Origin of the sequence: Demequina sp. NBRC 110055 (assembly GCF_002090135.1) — a bacterium.
Classification (GTDB): Bacteria; Actinomycetota; Actinomycetes; order Actinomycetales; family Demequinaceae; genus Demequina.
Genome location: NZ_BBRL01000007.1, coordinates 41598 through 57721, shown reverse-complemented (window position 1 = coordinate 57721; position 16124 = coordinate 41598). Strand labels below are relative to the sequence as shown.

The 16124-nt window shown below is 69.8% G+C and carries 19 protein-coding genes; 1 reads left to right on the top strand and 18 read right to left on the bottom strand.

Annotated features, from left to right (window positions below):
- Positions 1 to 5: 5 nt before the first annotated feature.
- The 12 genes from B7K24_RS08405 to rimM form a co-directional block, all read right to left on the bottom strand.
- Positions 6 to 956 carry a tyrosine recombinase XerC gene (locus B7K24_RS08405; RefSeq protein ID WP_084129895.1) on the bottom strand — a complete coding sequence of 317 codons (951 nt, stop codon included), beginning with the start codon at positions 954 to 956 and terminating at the stop codon, positions 6 to 8.
- A 193-nt stretch (positions 957 to 1149) separates the two neighbouring features.
- Complete coding sequence (locus B7K24_RS08400; protein WP_084129894.1) at positions 1150 to 2319, bottom strand: DNA-processing protein DprA; 1170 nt, start codon at positions 2317 to 2319, stop codon at positions 1150 to 1152.
- Positions 2316 to 3842, bottom strand: coding sequence for a YifB family Mg chelatase-like AAA ATPase (locus tag B7K24_RS08395; protein ID WP_084129893.1), 1527 nt, complete (start codon positions 3840 to 3842; stop codon positions 2316 to 2318). The genes B7K24_RS08400 and B7K24_RS08395 overlap by 4 nt, the downstream gene beginning before the upstream one ends.
- Positions 3839 to 4195 (bottom strand): YraN family protein, encoded by a 357-nt coding sequence (locus B7K24_RS08390; RefSeq protein WP_084129892.1) that lies wholly within the window; start codon positions 4193 to 4195, stop codon positions 3839 to 3841. The genes B7K24_RS08395 and B7K24_RS08390 overlap by 4 nt, the downstream gene beginning before the upstream one ends.
- 175 nt (positions 4196 to 4370) lie before the next feature.
- On the bottom strand, positions 4371 to 5954 hold the full coding sequence (locus tag B7K24_RS08385) for an MDR family MFS transporter (RefSeq protein ID WP_084129891.1): 1584 nt from the start codon (positions 5952 to 5954) through the stop codon (positions 4371 to 4373).
- A 45-nt stretch (positions 5955 to 5999) separates the two neighbouring features.
- Positions 6000 to 6650 carry a TetR/AcrR family transcriptional regulator gene (locus B7K24_RS08380; RefSeq protein WP_234986637.1) on the bottom strand — a complete coding sequence of 217 codons (651 nt, stop codon included), beginning with the start codon at positions 6648 to 6650 and terminating at the stop codon, positions 6000 to 6002.
- Positions 6651 to 6854: 204 nt separating this feature from the next.
- Positions 6855 to 7181: a DUF2469 domain-containing protein gene (locus B7K24_RS08375; RefSeq protein WP_084129889.1), complete on the bottom strand. Its 327-nt coding sequence runs from the start codon at positions 7179 to 7181 to the stop codon at positions 6855 to 6857.
- A 63-nt stretch (positions 7182 to 7244) separates the two neighbouring features.
- Positions 7245 to 7916 (bottom strand): ribonuclease HII, encoded by a 672-nt coding sequence (locus B7K24_RS08370; RefSeq protein ID WP_084129888.1) that lies wholly within the window; start codon positions 7914 to 7916, stop codon positions 7245 to 7247.
- 4 nt (positions 7917 to 7920) lie between these two features.
- A complete protein-coding gene (gene lepB, locus B7K24_RS08365) occupies positions 7921 to 8694 on the bottom strand; it encodes a signal peptidase I (RefSeq protein WP_144268211.1) in 774 nt (257 codons plus the stop codon).
- On the bottom strand, positions 8645 to 8992 hold the full coding sequence (rplS, locus tag B7K24_RS08360; RefSeq protein WP_084076825.1) for a 50S ribosomal protein L19: 348 nt from the start codon (positions 8990 to 8992) through the stop codon (positions 8645 to 8647). Before rplS ends, lepB begins: the two co-directional genes overlap by 50 nt.
- 129 nt (positions 8993 to 9121) lie before the next feature.
- Positions 9122 to 9826 (bottom strand): tRNA (guanosine(37)-N1)-methyltransferase TrmD, encoded by a 705-nt coding sequence (trmD, locus tag B7K24_RS08355; protein ID WP_084129887.1) that lies wholly within the window; start codon positions 9824 to 9826, stop codon positions 9122 to 9124.
- Positions 9823 to 10356 carry a ribosome maturation factor RimM gene (gene rimM, locus B7K24_RS08350; RefSeq protein ID WP_084129886.1) on the bottom strand — a complete coding sequence of 178 codons (534 nt, stop codon included), beginning with the start codon at positions 10354 to 10356 and terminating at the stop codon, positions 9823 to 9825. Before rimM ends, trmD begins: the two co-directional genes overlap by 4 nt.
- Positions 10357 to 10590: 234 nt before the next feature.
- On the opposite strand from rimM, the gene B7K24_RS08345 reads away from it, so the two are divergent.
- Positions 10591 to 11799, top strand: a complete 1209-nt coding sequence (locus B7K24_RS08345; protein ID WP_084129885.1) for a carbohydrate-binding domain-containing protein — start codon at positions 10591 to 10593, stop codon at positions 11797 to 11799.
- 91 nt (positions 11800 to 11890) lie between these two features.
- Here B7K24_RS08345 and B7K24_RS08340 read toward each other — a convergent pair whose 3' ends face one another.
- The 6 genes from B7K24_RS08340 to B7K24_RS08315 form a co-directional block, all read right to left on the bottom strand.
- Complete coding sequence (locus B7K24_RS08340; protein ID WP_084129884.1) at positions 11891 to 12121, bottom strand: KH domain-containing protein; 231 nt, start codon at positions 12119 to 12121, stop codon at positions 11891 to 11893.
- A gap of 2 nt (positions 12122 to 12123) precedes the next feature.
- A complete protein-coding gene (gene rpsP, locus B7K24_RS08335) occupies positions 12124 to 12606 on the bottom strand; it encodes a 30S ribosomal protein S16 (protein ID WP_084129883.1) in 483 nt (160 codons plus the stop codon).
- Positions 12607 to 12756: 150 nt separating this feature from the next.
- Complete coding sequence (locus B7K24_RS08330; protein ID WP_084129882.1) at positions 12757 to 13392, bottom strand: hypothetical protein; 636 nt, start codon at positions 13390 to 13392, stop codon at positions 12757 to 12759.
- 57 nt (positions 13393 to 13449) lie between these two features.
- On the bottom strand, positions 13450 to 14247 hold the full coding sequence (locus tag B7K24_RS08325; RefSeq protein WP_084129881.1) for an FAD:protein FMN transferase: 798 nt from the start codon (positions 14245 to 14247) through the stop codon (positions 13450 to 13452).
- Positions 14244 to 14738, bottom strand: coding sequence for a hypothetical protein (locus B7K24_RS08320; protein WP_144268210.1), 495 nt, complete (start codon positions 14736 to 14738; stop codon positions 14244 to 14246). The genes B7K24_RS08325 and B7K24_RS08320 overlap by 4 nt, the downstream gene beginning before the upstream one ends.
- Before the next feature lie 4 nt (positions 14739 to 14742).
- Entirely contained in the window at positions 14743 to 16101 is a 1359-nt protein-coding gene (locus tag B7K24_RS08315; protein ID WP_084129879.1) for a ferredoxin reductase family protein, read from the bottom strand.
- Positions 16102 to 16124: the final 23 nt, after the last annotated feature.

Below are 16124 nucleotides of genomic sequence, written 5' to 3'. Positions count from 1 at the left end.
TCCCCTCATGCTCGCGGATGCGCAAGCTGATATGTGGCCCGCAGACGCTCTGCGGACACATGTGTGTAGCGCTGCGTGGTGGTGAGGCTCGCATGTCCGAGTACCTCCTGCACCGATCGCAGGTCCGACCCCCCAGTCAGAAGATGTGTGGCGGCGGTATGCCGCAAGGCGTGAGGTGCCACGTCGGAGACCCCGGCACAGCGGCACAGCTCATGAATGGCGTCACGGATCTGGCGTTGGTCGACGCGGTTACCGCGACGACCAAGGAAAAGGGCGGCGTCCGTGTGCTCGCGCACCAGCGCGGGCCTCCCCTGTGTCATCCACGTGGCGAGGGCCTCGGCGGCCGGCACCCCGAAGGGCACCACCCGTTCCTTATTGCCCTTGCCAATCACGCGCACCAGACGCTCGCCCAGGTCGACGTCGGCGAGATTCGCGCCGGCAAGTTCGCCCACGCGCATGCCCGTCGCGTACAGCAGTTCGGCGGCCGCCCAGTCCCGCAGGTGGATGGGGTCGCCGTCGTCGCACCGGGCCTGGGCAATCTCGAGCATGGCCGCGACATCGCTCGGCCCGAGCACCTCGGGCAGTGTCGACGCCGGCCGTGCCGACGCGAGTCGCGCGGCGGGGTCGTCGACCAACGCGCCGGCGATGCGCGCCCAGGCGTAAAACGACCTCACGGCCGCGCCGCGGCGCGCCAGCGTGGTGCGGCTGAGGCCCTCCGCCGCCATGGACGCGAGCCATGCCCTGAGGTCGGCGAGGGTCACGGTCGCGAGCGCATCGTCGATCTCCGCTCCCGCGACGTCCTCGGCGTCGGCGACGCCCAGTTGGCGAGTGGCGAGATGAAGGAGGTCACCTCGGTAGGCGCGCACGGTGTTCTCCGCGAGGCCGCGCTCGTGGCGCAAGTACCCCGCGAAGCGTGTGAGCAGACCGCTCACCTCATCTACTCCCGTGCCAGGCATGATGACACTCTGGCACTGTCACATTCGTCAAATCAACCCCTCCAGTCACATTTGTCACATCCGCATCGTGTTGGCGCGTCCTTTTGTCCGGTTTTATGATCATTTGACGGCGTGCAGGAGCCTCCCGAGGTGGGCGCCGTCAAGCCGTCGAGGCACCGTCACCACCCCGAGAAACGCCGCAAGGTGGCGAAGATCACACCCGAGGCTTCGTGACCCTTTGCCACGTTCCGGCCGCCTGCACCACGGCGCCGGAGAGCTCGAGGCGGCCCAGGCTCGTGAGCGCCTCCGTCACCGTCAGGCCGGCCCGTGAGGCCACCTCGTCGGCGCCGCCGCCACGCCCGCCCACCGCATCGAACGCGGCACGGTCGTGGGGGTGGGCAAAGTCGATGCCGTCGCCTGTCGACTCACGGTCGGCCTCGCCCAGGAGCGGCCCGGCGAGCTCGCGCACGTCGGTCGCGTCGCGCACCAGCACCGCGATGTTGTCCCGTAGCAGCTCGTGGCACCCGCCGGACGTCGACGCGGTAACGGGTCCGGGAACCGCCCCGAGAGGCCGGTAGAGCGCCGCCGCATGGCGGGCGGTCGACAACGCACCGGATCGTCGAGCCGCCTCCACCACGATGGTGGCCGCCGCGGCGGCGATGAGGCGGTTGCGCGACAGGAAGCGTGCACGGTACGGCGCGTGGCCTGGCGGCATCTCCGACACGACCGCGCCGGTGGCGGCGACGCGCGCGAGGAGGTCGGCGTTGCCAGCGGGATAGAACTGATCGATGCCGCCGGCGAGCACCGCGATGGTCGTGCCGCCCACGGCCAGCGCCGTGCGATGGGCGCGCGCGTCGATCCCGTAGGCCCCGCCCGAAACGATGGCCCGCGGTGCCGCTCCGTGCGTGCCCTCGGCGAGCCCGGCCGCGATGTCGGCGGTCACACCCTCGCCGTACGACGACGCGGAGCGCGAGCCCACGAGGGCGATGCCGCCGGCCCATGCCGCATCGAGATCCGCCTCTCCGCGCACCCAGAGGGCATACGGCTCCTGGGGGCCGAGGTCGGCCAGGGCGCGCGGCCATCCGTGATCCCCGCGCACCATGGCGTGCGCACCGCACACCTTCGCATTCCGGAGCATGGTTCCCGGGTCCGCGCGGTCGAGCCTGGCGGTCCATCGCGGCACCGCGGCGATGGCCTTGTCGATCAGTTCCGGTGGCGCGTGACGCGCGAGGTGCGCCGTGGCTGCCACCGGATTGGCCTGGGCCTCACCGGCCCAGGCGAAGGCGGCCGCCGGCCCGAGGGTGTCCACTAACCACGACGCGGCCTGGTCGCTGGCCTCGGCAAGCACGCTCCAGCGCAGCAGCGCTTCACGGTCTTCGTTCATGCGAGCTCCCTGGTGCGCAGGGCGAGGGCCTGGGCGACGTGCGCGGCATCCGGGGCAGGCTCACCGGCGAGGTCCGCGAGCGTCCACGCGACGCGAAGGGTCCTGTCCGCGCCGCGCACGCTGACCACGCCGTGGTCCAGTGCCCGCCACAGGTCCGTGCACGCGGCCCGCGGCGTGTGGTCGCGCAGCCACCGCCCGTGCGCCTGGGCATTGGATCCCCATCCGTGTTCGGCCAGGCGGGCGCGGGCCCTCTCACGCGCCTGCGCGACGCGCGCCGCCACCACTGCGGTCGACTCGGCCGGACCGTCGTCGACCCGCCTTACGGGCCTCACGTCAACGTGAAGGTCCACGCGGTCGAGTAGGGGCCCTGATAGTCGATGGAGATAGGTCCGCCGCACGTGCGGCGTGCAGGTGCACTCGGGATGGGGGCCGTAGTACTTCCCACAGGGACAGGGATTGGCGGCCATCACCAACTGGAAGCGTGCGGGATAGCGCGTCGCACCAAGCGCCCGGTGCAGCACCACCTCCCCGCGCTCAAGCGGCTGCCTGAGGGTTTGCAGCACCCGGGTGGGAAACTCGGGCGCCTCGTCGAGGAACAACACCCCTGCGTGGGCGCGTGAGATGGCGCCGGGGCGCGCGAGTGCCGCCCCGCCGCCCACGATCGCCGCCGCCGACGCGGAGTGGTGCGGCGCCTCGAACGGCGGTCGCGTGAGGAGCCCGACGGACGGGTCAAACGTGCCCGCGAGGGAATGCACCGAGGTGACCTCGACCGCGTCGGCCGGGGAGAGATCCGGCAGGAGCCCGGGCAGGCGTGTGGCCAGCATGGACTTGCCGACCCCGGGCGGGCCCGTCATGAGCAAGTGGTGCCCTCCGGCGGCCGCCACCTCGAGTGCGGCGCGCGCCTCGGCCTGACCGCGGACGTCCGCGAGGTCGGCCATGACGTCAGGGCTGGCACTCCCGGGCTCGGGCGCCAGCGGGGCCTGCGTGGCGAGCGCGGCAAGCTCGTGCGCGTCGGAGTTGCCGTAGGCGGCCAACAGCTGCGCGAGGCTACGCACTCCCCTGACCTCCACGCCGGGCACGAGCGCGGCCTCGGCGACGCACTCGTCTGGCACAACGACCACGCGCGCGCCAGCCTTGGCCGCGGCGGCGACGGCCGGCAGCACTCCCCTGACGGCCCGCACACGACCGTCGAGGCCCAACTCGCCCAGGTGGACGGCACTCATCCCTGCATCGGCACGGATGAGTCCCGCGGCGGCGAGTACCGCAACAGCGATCGCGAGATCGGTGCCGGCGCCGGACTTGGGAAGCGATGCTGGGGACAGGCTGACGGTGACCCGCCGCGCGGGCCAGGTCAGCCGCGAGGACGCGACGGCCGCACGCACCCGCTCGCGCGCCTCGCTCAGTGCCGTGTCGGGAAGGCCCACGAGGGTGAACGATGGGAGCCCAGGGGCGACGTGCGCCTCGACCTCGATCACGTGGCCCGCCAGGCCCGCGAGCACCACGCCCCGTGCGCGCCCGATCACTCGACGCCCCGGAGATGTTCGACGCTCGCGGCACCCACCCGTGCCAGCCGCACCGCGAGGACGTCGACGCGGACGTCGCTGTAGCGCCGGGGGTCGTCGGCGAGCCACGCCCCCGCGATGCGTCTGAGGCGCGCCACCTTGTCGCGGGTCACCGCCTCCTGCGGGCTGCCGAACGCGGCGGAGCGGCGCGTCTTCACCTCGACGATCACGAGTGCGGTGCCGTCGCGCACCACCAGGTCGGCCTCGCCCTGCGTGCACCGCCAGTTGCGCGCGAGGACCTCCCAGCCGCGTTCCTCACCCCAGCGCAGGGCGATGTCCTCGCCGTGGCGTCCCACTTCCCGTGTCGCTCCCATGAAGCACCTCCGCGCTCAGGCTCGCGCGTCGCGCCGTCGTCGCCGAGCGGTACGTGACGCGTCGGGGACACCGACTACCCCCGCGAGGGGCTGGGAACGACGGAAGCCGGCCACGGCATCGGCCATACACAAGGGCGCCCTCCCCCGCAGGGAAGGGCGCCCGAAAGCGATCCTGTTAGCGCGCGATGGCCTCGAGCTGCTCCTCGAGCTCGTCGGTGTGACCCGACTGTGCGAGAGTGGTCGCGAGGCGCGATTCCTTGACAAATGCGAGCAGGATGAACGAGCACACTGCGAGCGGCAGCAGCCACAGGTACACGGGCGTCAGGGCGTCGTTGTAGGAGCTCACGATGATGTCGTGCATCTGCGTCGGCAGTTCGCTGACCGCCTCGGGCGTCAGCGAGTTGAGGTCGTCCATCGAACCGCTCGCGGACGCGGGCAGGCGCTCACCGAGCAGGTCGATGAGGCGATCGGTGAACACCGAGCCCACCACCGCGGCGCCAAGCGAGGCACCGATCTGGCGGAAGTAGTTGTTCGCCGCAGTCGCCGTACCGACCATCGTGATCGGGAAGGTGTTCTGCACCACGAGGACCAGGATCTGCATCGTCATGCCGAGGCCGATGCCCATGAGGCCCAGGTAGATGCACGTCACCCAGATGGGCTGGGTCCAGGTCATGGTGGACAGCAGCACCATCGCCGCCCCCAGGAACATCGCACCCACCATGGGCAGCCACTTGTAGCGCCCCGTGCGGGTGACGTAGCGGCCGCTGATGATGGACGTGACGAGCATGCAGCCCATCATGGGGATCATGAGGAGGCCGGCCTCCGTCGCGCTCACGCCCGCCACCATCTGCAGGTAGGTGGGCATGTACGCCAGGGTGCCGAACATCACGATGCCGGTCAGCAGGCCCGCGGCGGTGGTGAGCACAAAGTTGCGCTTGGTGAACAGGTGCAGCGGCATGACCGGCTCGGCGGCGGAGCGCTCGACCAGGACGAACGCCAGGCCCGCAAGCACTGTGAGGGCGAACAGCCCGATGATCTGCCACGAGCCCCACGGGTAGGTGTGGCCGCCCCACGAGGAGGCGAGGACCAGCGCCGCCGAGGCGATGGCGAGCAGCAGCATGCCGGCGACATCGATGCGGGCCTTGGAGCGGTCAGGCGTGGGCAGCTTCAGGAACAGCGTCGCCGAGACCAGCGCGATGATGCCGAGCGGCACGTTGATCCACATGCACCACTGCCAGCCGATCGACTCCGTGAACCAGCCGCCCAGCAGCGGGCCGGCGACGGACGCGAGCGCGAACACGCCGCCCATCACACCCATGTAGCGGCCGCGTTCGCGCGCAGGCACGACGTCGGCGATGATCGCCTGCGACAGGATCATCAGGCCGCCGCCACCCAGGCCCTGGATGGCGCGTCCGACGATGAGTTCGGTCATGCCCTGCGACAGGGCGCCGACCACGGACCCCACCATGAACAGCGAGATCGCGATCATGAACAGGCTCTTGCGCCCGATGAGGTCGCCCATCTTGCCGTAGATGGGCATCATGATGGTCGCGGCCAGGATGTACGCAGTGGTGACCCACAGCATGTGGTCCACGCCGTTGAGGTCGCCCACGACTGTGGGTAGAGCGGTGGCGAAGATGGTCTGGTCGAGGGCCGCGAGCAGCATCGCGGTCATCAGGCCGATGAACATCAAGAGGATGTGGCGTCGGTCGGGCGCCTCGGTGGCCGGCGAGGACGCCGACACAGGGGTGTCAGTCATGGGGACTCCTTGGGACATGCGGCGCCGCCGGTGGGAGGCGCGTGGTTATGAGGCGTCGGCGGGCCGCGTGAGCCGGCGGACGCGAGGGAAAAGCTCGTGAATCAGCGCGGTGAGATCCGCGTCACGCGCGTCAGTCGAGGACATCCAGTCCTTCGCGATCGCCTGGATGGCACCCATCGCGATCGCCACCGTGAGCGTGGACTCGAGTTCGAGGTCGTGCTCGGTAAGGTGCGGGTAGTGCACCTCGAGCCGGCGCCGCACGAGCCCGGCAAAGTGTGTGCGGGACTCGGAGATGCGGCCGATGTTCACGCCCGCCAGCTCCGGGTTCGCGTCGATCACGGCACGGCGCAGACGGAATAGGTCGCGGTCAGGCTCGCTTGCGGCCCATGCCTGCGCCATCATCAGCGCGAAGGCCTCGACGTCCGAGCAGTCGTCCCGAGCGATGAAGACCTCGAGCGCCTCCTCTGTCGGTGTGGGCTTGGCCTCGCCGAGCAGCGCGGCCTCGCGCGACGGAAAGTAGTTGTAGAACGTGCGCGGCGAAATGCCCGCGCGGTCCGCGATCATCTCTACCGTGACGGCCGCATACCCATGCTCGGCGCACAGCTCGAGGCCCGCGCGCTGGGTGGCGAGCTTGGCCTCGCGCAACTTACGCTCGCGCCGACCCTCCGGCGCGGCGCACTGCTCGACTTCTTGCATAGCCTGCATTCTTGCACGTCATGCAATTTTGCACAACCTGCAACTATTGAGACAGGTGCTCCGTCGACGCACCCATCTGCCGTTCGAGCGCGGACACCTCGGCCACGGGCGCGGGGGGCGTCGCTGACGGAAGAGCACAACGGGCGCGGCGCCGATGAGGCCACGCCAGCGGCGCCGAGAGCGCCGTGCAGGGTGAAGCCCGGGTCAGCGGCCCCGGAGCTGACGAATATCCGGCATGGCGTCATCATTCGCGGACAGTTCCTCGATGTTGACGTCCTTGAACGTCACGACACGCACGGACTTCACCAGGCGCGCCGAACGGTACACGTCCCACACCCACGCATCGGTCATGGTGACCTCGAAGTAGACGTCTCCGCCCGAAGCCATCACCTGCATCTCCACCTTGTTGCACAGGTAGAAGCGGCGCTCGGTCTCCACCACGTACTGGAACAGGCCCACGACGTCGCGGTACTCGCGGTACAGGGCCAGCTCGGCCGCGGTCTCATAGTTTTCGAGGTCGTCACTGCTCACCGGACCATCATGGCCGCTTCGCGGTGGGCGTGCGAATCCGGCGCGCCGGAGTGGGGCCCGGGGTCAGGCGGGCTCGTGGGCCGGCAGGGACCACGACCGGCGGTGCAGGTCGCTGGGCCCGTGCATACGGATCGCGTCCAGGTGAGTGGCCGCGCCGTAGCCCTTGTTGCCGTCCCACCCGAAGTGCGGGTACTCGGCATGCGCGGCGACCATGATGGCGTCGCGCTCGACCTTGGCGAGCACGGAGCCCGCGGCGATCGACACGCACGCGTCGTCACCCTTGATCACCATCATCACCGGAGGGGTGCGGGGGGCCGATGCCGTGGCGGGGTCATCGAACAGGCTGGCCGTGGGTGGGGTGAGCCAGTCGTGCTTGCCGTCGAGCAGGATCGCCTCCACGACGATGCCCTCGGCCTCGATCGCCGCAAGGGCGCGGTTGCCCGCGAGGCGCAGCGCGCCCACGATGCCGAGCGCGTCGATCTCCTGAGGCGAGGCGTGCGCGACGGCGCGTGCGACGCCGAACCCCGCCAGCGCATCGGCCATCGCCTCGCGGCGCCGCGCGGTCAGGCGCTTGGAATCGGCAAGCCCCTCGGGCCAGCCGTCGCAGCGGCTCACCGCGCAGACGCCCACGGTGACGGGGCCGGCGAGCGCTCCCCTGCCGACCTCGTCGATGCCGGCGACCACGCGGGCACCGGCATCCCACAGGGCGCGCTCGTGATCGAAGGAGACGGCCACGGGCTCAGTACTGGGCGACGGCGGGGTCGTCGTACGGGTTGGTGAGGGTGTGGAAGTTTTCGAAGGGCCACACGGTAATAAAGGCCGTGCCGACGATCGAGGAAATGGGAATGGCGCCGCCACCGGGGTCGCCCATGTGTGCGCGCGAATCCGCGCTGTGGGGGCGGTTATCGCCCATGACCCAGACGTAGCCCTCGGGCACGGTGGTCTCGAAGTCCGTCAGCGACGGGTCGATGTCGGCGGGCAGGTAGTCCTCGTCGAGCGGCTCACCGTCGATCGTGATGTTGCCGTCAGCGTCGCAACACACCACGGTCTCGCCTGGAAGGCCCACGACACGCTTGACGAGGTGCTCTCCGGCGTCCTCGGGCAGCAGCCCCGTGAAGGTGAGGATGTTCTTACCGACGGACTCGAGCGGCGTGTCCTCGGTACCGGAAGCGGGTGTTCCGCCCAGCCAGTTGAAGGTGTCGTGGAAGACCACGATGTCGCCGCGGCGCAGGTCCAGCGGTTCCGGGCGCCATTTCGAGACGAGGATGCGGTCGCCCTCCTCAAGTGTGGGGATCATCGAGCCCGACGGGATCCAGAAGGACTGGAAGAAGAACGTCTTCAGGATCAACGACAGCGCGAGCGCGCTGAAGACAATGATCAGGACCTCTTTGGTCCATCCCCACAGACGACGACCGGCGGAGGGGGAAGCCCCCTCCGCCGGCGCGTCAGCGGTGTCGCTGATCTCAGTTCTCGCGCTTCTCGCGGATGCGGGCGGCCTTGCCGCGACGCTCACGCATGTAGTACAGCTTCGCGCGACGGACGTCGCCGCGGCTGACCAGCTCGATGTGGTCGATCGTGGGGGCGTGCACCGGGAAGGTGCGCTCGACGCCCACGCCGAACGAGATCTTGCGGACGGTGAAGGTCTCGCCGATGCCCTGGCCCTGACGGCCGAGGACGAAGCCCTGGAAGACCTGGATACGCGAGCGGTTACCCTCGACGACCTTCACGTGAACCTTCACGGTGTCACCCGGGCGGAAGTCCGGGACGTCGTCGCGGAGCTGGCCCGCGGTGATGCTGTCAAGCTTCTGCATGACTGTTTCTCCACACGCACGCCACAGGTCATACGTGGTTCTTGCCTGATGGCAATCGGTAGATGTCAGCGCGTCACGGTCGTTGCCCGGCCCCCTGTGGCAGACCTGGGCACCGCGCGCACCGAGGGACTATTCTGCCACACCCGCCCCGGGATCTGCCAAGAGATCGGGCCGACGCGCACGTGTGCGCTCGACCTGCTGCTCGTGACGCCATGCGGCGATCTTGCCGTGGTGGCCGCTCAGCAGCACCTCGGGCACGTCGAGTCCGCGCCAGCTGGCCGGACGCGTGAAGCTCGGGTATTCCAGCAGGCCGTTCTCGTGAGATTCCTCGACGAGCGACTGGGCGTTGCCCATGAACCCGGGAATGAGCCGCGTGATCGCCTCGATCATAGCGACGACCGCGACCTCTCCCCCGTTCAGCACGTAGTCGCCCAGAGAGATCTCGGAGACCGGGTGGCCCTTGTCGGCGTAGTGCTGGGCCACGCGCGCATCGATGCCCTCGTAGCGCCCGCATGCGAACACCAGCTGGTCCTCGTGGCTGAGCTGCGCGGCCCTCGCCTGAGTGAAGGGAACGCCTGCTGGGCTCGGGATCACCAGGTGGGCGCCCGGTTCCATGATGTCGTCGAGCGCCGCGCCCCACACGTCCGGCTTCATCACCATGCCGGCACCACCGCCAAAGGGGGCGTCATCGACCGTGCCGTGGACGTCGTGGGTCCAGTCGCGCAGGTCGTGGATGCGGGCGTCCACCAGTTCCTTGGCGCGCGCCTTGCCCAGCAGCGACAGATCCAGGACCGAGAAGAACTCGGGGAAGATCGTGACGACGTCGAGCCTCATCCGCGGGTCTCCCCCGTGTCTTCGGGCGTTTCCCCCGCGAGCAACCCATACGGCGGGGTCAGGGTGACGGTGCCGGCCTCGAGGTCGACCTCGACGACGAACTCCTCGACGAACGGGATCATCGCGCGGTGGCCGTTCGGCTCCTTCACTACGAGGACATCCTGGGCGGGCATGCTGAGCAGGTCGACGACCTCGCCGATCGCCTCGCCGCCGGCTCGCTGAGCCGTCAGTCCCACCAATTCGTGGACGTACCAGGCATCGTCCTCATCGGACTCGTCGCCGTCGATAACGAGCTCGACCCCGCGCGCCCCCTCCGCAGCCTCGCGCGTGGCGATCTCATCGAACTTGAGATACCAGCGACCCGCCTGCGTGCGGACGTTGGCGATGGTGAGCGGGCCGGCGCTAGCGGGCTCGGTCTCGTAGCTCTCGCCTGGCACCAGGCGGTCCTCGGGAATGTCGGTGCGGACCTCGACGGTCACCTCACCCTTGAGCCCATGGGCGCGGCCGATGCGCGCGACGGTCAACTTCATGGCTCCAGCGTACGGGGCGCCGCGAGGGCCGCAGCATCGGCGAGACCCCATCCCTTGAGGCTGCGATCGTCACGTGCGGCTCGGAGGTGACCATCACGGCCTCGACGAGGAATTCGTGGAGGGGCGTACGTCCCCGGGGAGGCGGGCCCGGAGCAAGCGCCTAGCCGGTTCCCAGGCCTCTCCCAGGGATGACTGGTGCAGTAGACGTCATCAGATCCCTGGAAAGGACCCCGCATGAAACTGCCCGCCGCCATCACCGCGAGCCTCCTCGCCGGTGCGCTCGTCCTCACCGGATGCTCCGTCAGCGACACGACGGATACCTCCGGCACGAGCGACACGACCGTCACCGAGGCGAACGACGCCGTCGCCACCGACTCCGCCACCGACTCGACCACCTCGGAGACCACCGCGACCGTTGCGAGCGAGGACGACGTCGACTGGGATGGCTTGCCCACGACGGATGTGACGCTCACAGATGAGGGCCTCACCATCACCGAGGCGGGCACCTACGTGCTCAGCGGAGAGTCGTCCGGCCAGGTCGTCGTCGACACCGACGGCGCCGTGCGGCTCGTCCTCGACGGCGTGGACATCGCGTCGGCGGACGGCGCCGCCATCCAGGTCGACAGCGCCGACCTCACCGTCATCGAGCTCGCCGACGGCTCCACGAACACCGTCACCGATGCCTCGACGCGCGCCGACGAGGAGATCGACGGCGCGATCTACTCCGCCGACGACCTGGTCATCACGGGCGACGGATCGCTCGACGTCACCGCCATCTTCGCCGACGGCATCGTGGGCAAGGACGACCTCACCGTCGAGTCAGGCAACGTCAGCGTCACCAGCGTCGACGACGGCATCCGCGGCAAAGACACGCTGACCATCACCGGCGGCACGGTGACGGTGGACGCCACGGGCGACGGCCTCAAGGCCTCCAACAGCACCGACCTGGGTGAAGGCGTGCTCACCATCGCCGGCGGCGACGTCACCGTCTCGTCGGGAGACGACGCCGTGAAGGCCGAGCAGCAGGTCTCCATCACGGGAGGCACGCTCGACATCGTCGAGTCGGTCGAGGGCATCGAGGCGCCCGTCATCGTCATCGACGACGGCACCATCACCCTCAACGCGAGCGACGACGGCATCAACGCCGCGACCTCGGACATCATCACAAGCGGCCTGAGCATCACGATCAACGGCGGCACCCTCGAGATCACGATGGGTTCGGGCGACACCGACGCCATCGACTCCAATGGCGACCTCACCATCACCGGGGGCACCCTCACCATCACCGCCCAGTCGGCGTTCGACTACGACGGTTCCGGCACCCTGTCAGGCGCCACGGTTACCGTCAACGGCGAGGCGGTCACCGAGATGACCAACCAGATGATGGGCGGTGACATGGGCGGCGAAGGCGGCGGCATGGGTGGCGGCCCCGGCCGCCGCTAACGCGCCTGGAGTAAGCGCCGCATCGGCCCCACCAACGACGACACCCCCGCCACCCTGATGGGTGACGGGGGTGTCGTGATGGAGTGAGGCGTTACGCGACGTCCACGATGTTGACCCGCACGTCATCGCGCGCGATGGCGTCGATAACGGTGCGGATCGAGGTCGCGGTGCGGCCGCGGCGGCCAATCACTCGGGGAAGGTCATCGGGGTGCACCACCACGTTGAGGGTGATGCCGCGACGGCCCGAGCGCTCGGTCACGGTGACATCGTCCGGGTTGCGGACAATGCTCTTGACCAGAAACTCGAGGGCGTCGACGACCACGATTACTTCTCCTCGGACTCAGCGGCCTCGTCGGCGGCGGGCTCCTCGGCGGGAACCTCAGCCTCGGCGGCCTCGGCCTTGGCGGCCTCCTCGGCCTCCTTCTTGGCCTTCTCCGCAGCGGCGGCCTTGTCGGCCTTCAGCTTCTCGGCGGCGTCGGCCTGAGCCTTGATCTGGTCCTCGGCGGAAGCCTTGCCAGCGGCAACCTTGACGGTGCTGGTGGCATCCTTCTCGCCCTTGAACTTGCCCCAGTCGCCGGTGAGCTTCAGCAGCGCGGCAACCTGCTCGGTGGGCTGGGCGCCCACGGACAGCCAGTACTGCGCACGCTCGGAGTCGATCTCGATGACCGAGGGCTCCTCGGTGGGGTGGTACTTGCCGATCTCCTCGATGGCGCGGCCGTCACGCTTGGTGCGCGAGTCCATCACCACGACGCGGTAGAACGGGGCGCGCTTCTTGCCGAAGCGCTTGAGGCGAATCTTCACAGCCATGGCTGTTCTCCTTTATTCGGTGTGAGCCGGCTCGCCGGTCCCGGGGAAATCGGGTCAGGTCCGCTAGCAAGACGAATAGCTGGCCGCGGGTAGAGGGCCGCGTCAGCCAACGCACTATTATGCCAGACGCGCGGCGCTGGCGGAAATGCGTTAGGCGACGTTCGTGGCCTCAGGCTCGATGACCTGGACAATCAGCCCGTCCTCGACGACGATCCACACGCCGGCCGACTCGCGCTCGCCGAGCTGCGTGCCCTGGGAGAGGGCGGTCTGCGCGTCGACGGGCCGCCAATCGAAGGTGGCAAGGTACGCGACCACGTCGGGACTCGTGGTGATCTGCACGCGGTGAACCACATCGTTCGTGACGACGTGGTTGGCCCAGTCCCCCTCGGCGCCCTCGCGGGCGACCTCCCATTGCTCGGAGCCCTCGCCGAACATGCACGCGATGTCCACCTCGGCGCCCTCAGCAGTGACATGGGAGACGAACACGTACCAGGTGCCGTCGGGAACCACATCATCTTCCTGGGGAGCGCACCCGGAGCCCATGGTGCCGTCGTCGTTTTGCGCGGCATTGAGCTTGATCAGGCGGGCGATGTCCGACTGGGTGTCGTCCGCGAGACCCACGGGGGCGGTGCCCGAGGCCGGGGTCGCGAGGTGTTCCGCGGGCGGGGACGCTGTCTCCACCACGGTGCTCGTCAGTGTCACGTCGCTCGCCATCGAGCTACAACCACCGAGCGCCAGCGCGCCCCCCAGCGCCAGAGCCGCGGCGGAAAGGATGCGCTGTGCCATCGTTCCCTCTCGCCAGGACCTGTGCCGGACACAGTAGCGCACGCCGGTGAACGGACGTCAGGAGCCTGTGGATCGCCAGCCCGCGGTGCGCGAGGCCCTCACGGCGCCCTCCACAATGCTGAGCGCCTGCACCTCGACCCCGTGACGCTGGGCGGCGCGGGCCGCGGCCTTGCCTCCCACGACGACAGCGGTGGCCCACGCATCGCAGCGCACCAGGTCCTCGCCGATGACGCTGGCCTGGGCGATCTGAGCGGCCGGCTGACCCGTCCGCGGGTCCCAGATGTGGCCACTGCGGTGCGCGAGACCCGACGTGGCGAGCGCATGCATGCCGGTGGCGGCGGGCCCGCCCGCGCCGAGCGTGACGACACCGACGACGGGAACGTCGGGCCCGGGGGCGTGGCGAGGGTCAGCGAGGCCGATGCGCCAGCCGGCCTCCGTAGGAGCCCGCCCCGCCACCGTGACGTCGCCCGAGCACGCCAGGCGCCAGCCATCCGCGCCCAGCAGGCTCAGGCGCCACCGCGAGCGCTCGAGGGCCCACGTCTTGACGATCCCGGTGGGGTCGATGCGCCCGTCGGGCGTGCGGGCATCGAACAGGCCGTCGGTTTCGTCGCGGAAGCTCTCGCACAGGTCGAGCACCTCCGCGAGCGCGGGCGGCGCGTCCGCAAGGCTCGCCTCGCCGCGGTTGATGCGGCTGATCCAGCTGTCCTCGCGGTAGGTGGAGAACACGCTGTCGACCCAGGCGAGGTCGGTCTCGAGGTGATGAGACAGGGCGTCGACGGTGGTGGGCTCCACGTCGCCGACGATCTCGAGGTCGACGTCCATGGCCATCGCGACGAAGTGGCGGCGCTCGCTCACCGGCCCGCCTCCGCGAAGGCCGCCTCGGCGGATTCGATCATGGCGGGCGACGTGTAGCTCGCACCGGAGACGTACTCGACGTCCCAGTCCTGCGCCGCGAGCATCTCTTCCTCGAGCACCGGCAGGGACTGCTCATTGATGACACGCGATTCGGGGGCGTCGGTGCCCGCGACGGGGAACGCGACGTCGACCAGCACGCCGTCCTCGAAGGTGAGGCTCACTTGGTAGTCGCCGCGAATGTTGGTCACGACGGGGCCGTCGAACGTGCCGGTGACGCCGGCCCCGGCGCCCGCGTCTGGGGTCGCGTCGCTGGACGCGCCGCCATCCGTGCCTGCGGGTGTGGGCGTCGCGTCGGTGTTACCGCCCTGCCCGGTGGCCGTGGGGTCGGCGTCACCGTCGAGCGCACCGATCATTTCCGGGGCGGCGACGACTCCGGCGGCGAGCATCACCGCTGACGCGCCTACCACCATCGCTCCTGCCGTGGTCCTCATCGGTTCACCATCCAAATTCTTCGCGGTGAATCGCATGGGCGGGAAGACCGCTCGCCGCGGCATCGGCCGCCACCTGCAGCGCCCATGCGCGCGGACCGCACACGTACACGTCGGTCGTGGCGGGCTCGTCGACGAGGTCACGCACCGCCAGGGGCTGCTCCGCCGTCCCCCACGTGGATCCTCGCGGCCCGAGCGCGACGATGAGTCGCGCCCCTCGCTCGCTCGCGAGCGCCTCGACCTCATCGAGAAGCGGCGCCTCCTCGCGCGAACGCGCGCGCACCACGACGGTGACGTCGTCGCCTGGCTCGCACCGCTCAAGCATCGCCCTGATGGGTGTGATGCCGATGCCCGCGGCGACGAGCACGAGCGACGATCCCGTCCTGGTGCCGTGGTGGAACACGCCCAGGGGTCCCTCGACCATCACGCGCGTGCCGGGGGTGAGGTGCGCGAGCGCCCGCGAGCCGTCGCCCGAGGCCTTGGCGGTGATACGCAGGCGCTCCCCCGGCGCCGCGGACAGCGAATAGGGGTGCTGCTGCGTCGCGAGCCCGTCGCCGAGGAACCGCCACAGGAAGAACTGGCCGGGCTGCGCGCCCAGCCGGTCGAGGTCGCGTCCGGTCATCGTGACCGTCGCGGAGCCGTCAGGCAGGCGCTCGACCGACTCGACGGTGAGGCCGTGGCGCGCCATGAGCACGAGGGGACGCGCGAGGCGCCACACCACGAACGAACCGATGGACACGGTCCATAGCGCCGCCCAGAACCACCAGGCGAGCCCGCCGGAGCGGAAGGTGGAGCCCTCGAGGAACTGGTGAGGCACCGCGAAGGCGACGCCCACATAGACGAGCATGTGCACCGCGTGCCACCGCTCGTACGGCCAGCGCAGACGGACTGCCGTCAGCGATGTCAGCAGCACCACGAGGAACGCGATGCCGGCCACGAGCGCGAGCAGCATCCACCAGCCGTATTGCGGCCAGGTCAGGACCTGCTCGAGCGCGGAGCGGCCGTCGTAGGAGGCCGTCACGGTCGTCATCAGCGTGAGGTGCACGAGCATGAGCACGATCGCCACCTTGCCCAGGCGGGTGTGGGTCGCGATGGCCCGATCATGGCCCATGGAGCGCTCGACGAACGGGGCGCGCGAGGCGAGCAGCACCTGGGCCATCATCAGCACCGCGGCCACAATGCCGAGCGCCCGGCCGAAGACATAGAGCCAGTCGGCGGCCGTCGACGCATACGCGAGGCCGCCCGAGGCGATCATCAGCGCGATGCCCGCCACGGCGGCAAGCCATACGGCGGCCTCGAGGGCATCGGCCCACCAGGCGCGGCGCGCGGTCATCCGTGCGCGGGCGGCGGTCTGCACCGTCGTCATGGTCCTCCTCGGTCGGGTGTCAC

Excerpts from the sequence above, each read along its gene's own strand:
- B7K24_RS08390 (WP_084129892.1), bottom strand. The coding sequence starts at position 4,195 with ATGGGAGCGACACGGGAAGTGGGACGCCACGGCGAGGACATCGCCCTG.
- B7K24_RS08330 (WP_084129882.1), bottom strand. The coding sequence starts at position 13,392 with ATGGCACAGCGCATCCTTTCCGCCGCGGCTCTGGCGCTGGGGGGCGCG.
- B7K24_RS08400 (WP_084129894.1), bottom strand. The coding sequence starts at position 2,319 with ATGAACGAAGACCGTGAAGCGCTGCTGCGCTGGAGCGTGCTTGCCGAG.
- B7K24_RS08315 (WP_084129879.1), bottom strand. The coding sequence starts at position 16,101 with ATGACGACGGTGCAGACCGCCGCCCGCGCACGGATGACCGCGCGCCGC.
- rpsP (WP_084129883.1), bottom strand. The coding sequence starts at position 12,606 with ATGGCTGTGAAGATTCGCCTCAAGCGCTTCGGCAAGAAGCGCGCCCCG.
- B7K24_RS08385 (WP_084129891.1), bottom strand. The coding sequence starts at position 5,954 with ATGACTGACACCCCTGTGTCGGCGTCCTCGCCGGCCACCGAGGCGCCC.
- B7K24_RS08405 (WP_084129895.1), bottom strand. The coding sequence starts at position 956 with ATGCCTGGCACGGGAGTAGATGAGGTGAGCGGTCTGCTCACACGCTTC.
- B7K24_RS08380 (WP_234986637.1), bottom strand. The coding sequence starts at position 6,650 with ATGCAAGAAGTCGAGCAGTGCGCCGCGCCGGAGGGTCGGCGCGAGCGT.
- trmD (WP_084129887.1), bottom strand. The coding sequence starts at position 9,826 with ATGAGGCTCGACGTCGTCACGATCTTCCCCGAGTTCTTCTCGGTCCTG.
- rplS (WP_084076825.1), bottom strand. The coding sequence starts at position 8,992 with ATGCAGAAGCTTGACAGCATCACCGCGGGCCAGCTCCGCGACGACGTC.
- rimM (WP_084129886.1), bottom strand. The coding sequence starts at position 10,356 with ATGAAGTTGACCGTCGCGCGCATCGGCCGCGCCCATGGGCTCAAGGGT.
- B7K24_RS08320 (WP_144268210.1), bottom strand. The coding sequence starts at position 14,738 with ATGAGGACCACGGCAGGAGCGATGGTGGTAGGCGCGTCAGCGGTGATG.
- B7K24_RS08345 (WP_084129885.1), top strand. The coding sequence starts at position 10,591 with ATGAAACTGCCCGCCGCCATCACCGCGAGCCTCCTCGCCGGTGCGCTC.